The sequence below is a fragment of the Azonexus sp. genome, from assembly GCF_047638095.1.
Classification (GTDB): Bacteria; Pseudomonadota; Gammaproteobacteria; order Burkholderiales; family Rhodocyclaceae; genus Azonexus.
Genome location: NZ_JBLJBW010000081.1, coordinates 1 through 4,118 on the forward strand (window position 1 = coordinate 1; position 4,118 = coordinate 4,118).

A 4,118-nucleotide genomic window follows, 5' to 3' on the forward strand; every position below is an offset into this window, starting at 1 on the left:
CCGGCATGATCCTCGAAGGCGTCGTCACCAACGTCGCCGCCTTCGGCGCTTTCGTCGACATCGGCGTGCATCAGGACGGCCTAGTGCACGTCTCGGCGCTGTCCAACAGCTTCGTCAAAGATCCGCACAGCGTGGTCAAGGCCGGCCAGGTGGTCAAGGTCAAGGTGCTCGAAGTCGACCTCGCCCGCCAGCGTATCGCGCTGACCATGCGCCTGAGCGACGACCCCGGCAAAACCGCCCAGCGCGAGCGCGACAACAACTCCCGTGGCGCGCCTTTGTCACGTCAGCAAGCCCGCCACAACAGCCCGCCACCTGCCGGCAACGCAATGGCGGCAGCATTCGCCAAACTGCGCAAATAAACTCGAAATAGACTCAAAATAAACTCGCGCAGGGGGCACAGGGCGCGCGGCCGGCGCGCGCCCCAAAAACCACCTTATTTCATTCCTGCCGCCGCCGGAACACCCAGCGTGCGGCATCCGAAACTTCTGGCGCAAAGGCATAGCCTTCGCTGGCAAACGCCAGCAAACCCTCGGGATCGGACAAACGCTGCGTCACCGCATAGCGCGCCATGAGCCCGCGCGCTTTTTTGGCATAGAAACTGATGATCTTGTAGCACCCGCCCTTCCAATCCTCGAACACCGGCTGGATCACCCGCGCGGCGAGCCGCTTGCCATGCACCACCTTGAAATATTCCTCAGAGGCCAGATTCACCAGCACCGGTTGCGCCATGGCAGCCAGTTCCGCATCCAATGCAAGCCGCAAACGATCGCCCCAAAATGCGTACAAATCCTTGCCCGCGGCCGTGGCGAGTTGAGTCCCCATTTCCAGGCGATAGGCCTGCATCAAATCAAGCGGGCGCAAAATACCGTAAAGGCCGGAAAGAATGCGCAGCTGCGTTTGCGCAAAGCGTAAATCCGCCGCCGCCAAACTGTAGGCGTCAAAACCGTCGTACACATCCCCGTTGAAAGCAAAAATCGCCGGGCGGGCATTTTGCGGCGTAAACGGTGTCTGCCAAGCAGCATAACGATCGAAATTGAGATTTGCCAGGCTGTCCGACAAGGCCATCAGACGCGCAATATCGGCTGGCGCGTGCTGGCGCAACACTTCGATCAAGGCAGCGGACTGCGTCAGAAATTGCGGCTGGGAATGCTCGGAAAAAGCCAGCGGCGTGTCGTAATCCAATGATTTTGCGGGCGAAAGAAGGATCAACATAGCTTAAAAAACACCACAAAACAGGAAAAAGAAGAACCTTGGATTGTACCGGCTGCTAGAATCGACCCTTTGCTTTTTTTCAGGGATGTTCATGAAAAGAACCCGTTTTGGCGCGCGTGCCCGTCTATCGCGCGATGCAGCCGAACTCCAGCGTTTAGCCACCGGGCTCGCCGAATCGGGCGGCAAACTGGAGGACGCTTTTTGGGCAAACGAGCTCTCTACCCTGGTCGATGCCCTGCTCAAAAATGGGGCGGAAGACGACTTCAGCAGCGCCCTCGATCGTCTGGAAGAAACGCACGGCGCAGCCTATGACGAACTGGCCGATGCCATCGAAGCGGGCAGCGAATCCTGCCAGATCGAAATTCAGGGCAAAGCCTGCAATGTTCTCCTGTTCGCCGCCCCGCTACTGGCCTGGTCGCGCTTTTCCATCCCCGCCGCACAACTGCCCGCCGCGCTCGTCAGCACCTTGAGCGCGCATCTTGGTGCCCACGCTTTTGCCAATGGCAGCCGCCTCGCCCTGGCCAATTTTCTCTTCAGCCCGGATCAATTACCGCGCAGTTTTTGCGATACCCGGGGGCTCACCCTGGCGCTCACCGATGCCCTGAAAAACGGCCAGCACCTTAAGGTCGATAGCACGCAATTTCCCGAAACCAACCGTTTTTTGTCGGATACGCGCTACCTCATCGGTGCCGTTGCCGTGCCGCAAGGCGCGCCGATTTTTCGCTGGAACGAGAAAGACGGCAACAAGGAAAACGCCCTTGCCGCCTGGCAAAAACAGGGCAGCCCCAACCTTGAAACCCTGCTTCCCGGCTGCGCCTGGCAACTCATTTTGCCCGATGCCTACCACGCTGCCTGCCGCAGCGCCGACCGTGCCTCACGCCCCTTCTCGGTCGCCGCTTCGCTCACCTTTTTGCACACCACGATCGGCCTGCAACCCGACCAGATGCGTGCCATCATCGGCCCATGCTATGACCGACGCATGGAAGAATACCGGATCAGCCTCGGGCCTCTGAGCCAGAACACGGTGTATCACGGCCTCGTCTGGCCGCTCCTGGGCGACGAAGACGAAAGCACCGATGCCGCCGGTGAAATCGAAGCCGTGCTACGCGAAGCCGGCGTACGCGACATTCGCTTTCTCGACCACCATTTCCCCATGGAATTTTGCGACGACTGCGGCGGACCGCTTTTCCCGGACAGCGAAGGCGAACTGGTACACGCCGAAATGCCGGAAGAAGCCGCCAGCCCCTCACCGCACATGCACTGATGCGCACGAACGACGATTGGCTGCGGCGCAGTCAGGCGGCCGTCTGGCACCCTTGCACGCAGATGCGCCAGCACGCCGAATCTGCCGGCCCAGCGCATCTGCCGCTGATTCCCATCGCACGCGGCGCAGGTGCCTGGCTCTACGATTTTGACGGCCGACGCTTTCTCGACGGCATCAGTTCATGGTGGACCAATCTCTTCGGCCACGCCAACCCGCGCATCAACGCCGCCCTGCACGCCCAGCTCGACACCCTGGAGCACGCCATGCTGGCAGGCTTCACCCACCCGCCGGTAGTGGAATTGTCGGAACGCCTCGCGGCGCTGACCCAACACCGCCTCGGCCACGCGTTTTATGCTTCTGACGGCGCATCGGCCACCGAAATTGCCTTGAAAATGAGTTTTCATTACTGGCGCAATGTCGGCCGGCCAGAAAAAAGGCAGTTTCTCTGTCTCGCCGACAGCTATCACGGCGAAACCGTCGGCGCGCTCGCAGTCACCGATGTCGCCCTGTTCAAAGACGCTTACGCCCCCCTGGTGCGCCAGGCCGCGCACGTTCTCCCCTCACCCGATTTTCGTCTCGCCCAAGCCGACGAAACACCGGCCGACACCGCCCGGCGCGCCGCCCTTGCACTGGCCCAATATCTTGAACGGCACGGCCAGAACATCGCCGCTCTCATTCTCGAACCGCTGGTGCAAGGCGCTGCCGGCATGGCGATGTACGACCCGGAATATCTGCGCCAGGCCCGCGCCCTGTGTGATGCACACGAGGTGCACCTGATCTGCGACGAAATCGCCGTTGGCTTTGGCCGCACCGGTACTTTTTTCGCCTACGAACAAGCCGGCATTCACCCCGATCTGCTCTGCCTCTCCAAAGGCATCAGCGGCGGCTACCTGCCACTCTCGGCAGTGCTCTGCCGCGATGAAATTTACGCCGCTTTCCTCGATGACAGCCTGGCGCGCGCTTTCCTGCACTCACACAGCTACACCGGCAACCCGCTGGCCTGCCGGGCAGCGCTCGCCAGTCTCGATATTTTTGCCGAAGACGAGGTACTTCACCGCAACCGGGAAAAAGCCCAGCAAATCGCCGCCGCCCTCGCCCCGCTCGCCGCCCACCCGCAAGTGCGTCACCTACGCCAACGCGGCATGATCGCCGCCTTCGACGTCGCCACCACCGACCCACATTTCTCCCGCCGCTTCTACCGCGCCGCCCTCCAGCACGAAGCCCTGCTACGCCCCATCGGCAACACCATCTACCTGATGCCGCCCTACATCATCGGCCCAGAAGAAATCACCCACCTCGCCCACGCCACCCAAGCCGCACTCGACACCGCATTACGCGCGGCCGATTGAAAAAGAGCCTCGCTCTAAAAGTCGCCGCGCTCTATCTCACCCGCGCTCGTCTGAGGTCGGTCGAAAAATAGAGACGCGACGACTATTCGAAAACGCAGAAGACGATCGATGGAATAAGCCGGCGCGATGGAGAGGCATGTGGGCAGGCAAAAACACAAAACCCGCAAAGCCTGTGGCAGAGCGGGTTTGTGCTGCATCTCTGGCGGAGACGGAGGGATTCGAACCCTCGATGCAGGTTTTGCCCGCATGCTCCCTTAGCAGGGGAGTGCCTTCGACCTCTCGGCCACGTCTCC

At 61.1% G+C, this 4,118-nt stretch carries 4 protein-coding genes and 1 tRNA gene; 3 read left to right on the forward strand and 2 right to left on the reverse strand.

Going from position 1 to position 4,118, the window contains the following annotated elements:
- On the forward strand, window positions 1-359 hold a 359-nt coding region (locus ACM62Q_RS12960; protein ID WP_415037254.1), incomplete at its 5' end, for a S1 RNA-binding domain-containing protein.
- Window positions 360-438: 79 nt separating this feature from the next.
- Here ACM62Q_RS12960 and yaaA read toward each other — a convergent pair.
- Complete coding sequence (yaaA, locus tag ACM62Q_RS12965; protein ID WP_415037256.1) at window positions 439-1,212, reverse strand: peroxide stress protein YaaA; 774 nt, start codon at window positions 1,210-1,212, stop codon at window positions 439-441.
- A 91-nt stretch (window positions 1,213-1,303) separates the two neighbouring features.
- Between yaaA and ACM62Q_RS12970 the strand changes: the two genes are divergently transcribed.
- Window positions 1,304-2,476 carry a DUF2863 family protein gene (locus tag ACM62Q_RS12970; protein WP_415037258.1) on the forward strand — a complete coding sequence of 391 codons (1,173 nt, stop codon included), beginning with the start codon at window positions 1,304-1,306 and terminating at the stop codon, window positions 2,474-2,476.
- On the forward strand, window positions 2,476-3,825 hold the full coding sequence (gene bioA, locus ACM62Q_RS12975) for an adenosylmethionine--8-amino-7-oxononanoate transaminase (protein ID WP_415037260.1): 1,350 nt from the start codon (window positions 2,476-2,478) through the stop codon (window positions 3,823-3,825). Before ACM62Q_RS12970 ends, bioA begins: the two co-directional genes overlap by 1 nt.
- Window positions 3,826-4,025: 200 nt before the next feature.
- On the opposite strand, the gene ACM62Q_RS12980 is transcribed toward bioA, so the two are convergent.
- Window positions 4,026-4,118, reverse strand: a tRNA-Ser gene (locus tag ACM62Q_RS12980).

Bases quoted from the DNA above. Each gene is read 5' to 3' on its own strand.
- ACM62Q_RS12970 (WP_415037258.1), top strand. From the start codon at position 1,304: ATGAAAAGAACCCGTTTTGGCGCGCGTGCCCGTCTATCGCGCGATGCA.
- bioA (WP_415037260.1), top strand. From the start codon at position 2,476: ATGCGCACGAACGACGATTGGCTGCGGCGCAGTCAGGCGGCCGTCTGG.
- yaaA (WP_415037256.1), bottom strand. From the start codon at position 1,212: ATGTTGATCCTTCTTTCGCCCGCAAAATCATTGGATTACGACACGCCG.